1 protein-coding gene is annotated in these 518 nt (G+C 67.8%); it reads left to right on the top strand.

Annotated elements, in window-relative coordinates; all coding sequences use genetic code 11:
• The coding region (locus AC1DZC_RS20420) for a hypothetical protein (protein ID WP_477044564.1) at window positions 1-392 on the top strand (392 nt) is incomplete at its 5' end.
• Between the last annotated feature and the right edge of the window lie 126 nt (window positions 393-518).

The following is a 518-nucleotide window of genomic DNA, read 5'->3' as shown; positions in this document are numbered from 1 at the left end:
ATCAGATGCTGAGCGACGCGGCGAGCGGCGCGCCGGCTGATCAGATCATCGAATTGAGCGAGTCGATCTTCAGCGAGATGGCGGAATCGGCGAGCCTGGACGCCCAGAAGATGATCGAAGCGGTCCGCCGCAAGACGCGGTTCCATTTCTCCTATGTCGCGCTCGCCATCACGGCGAACACGCCCGGCCCCTATGGCCATTGGCGCCGCGTTCGCGCGGCGCTCGTCACGCGCGACGCGGACGGGGCTAGCCAGGCCGCGCGCGACATTCTGTATATCATGCAAGGCGAAGTCGCGCGGATCATGCTGGCGCGCGGTTCCAGCGTTCGGGAGGACGCGCCGTCTGCGCCTGCCAAGCCAGTCAAACGCCGCGCCGCCGCCAACCGGAGATAGACATGATCCTGCGTTCGTCCATCAAGGCAATGCTTGTCGCGGCGGCGCTGGCCACCACGACCGCCGCGCCCGCCGCGCCGCCGGTTCCGGCCGGCCAGGCCGAAAAGACGTCCTCGCCGGCAATGT

It is taken from the genome of Cellulomonas sp. P2_B4, assembly GCF_056404795.1.
This window is presented reverse-complemented; position numbering and strand designations above follow the sequence as displayed.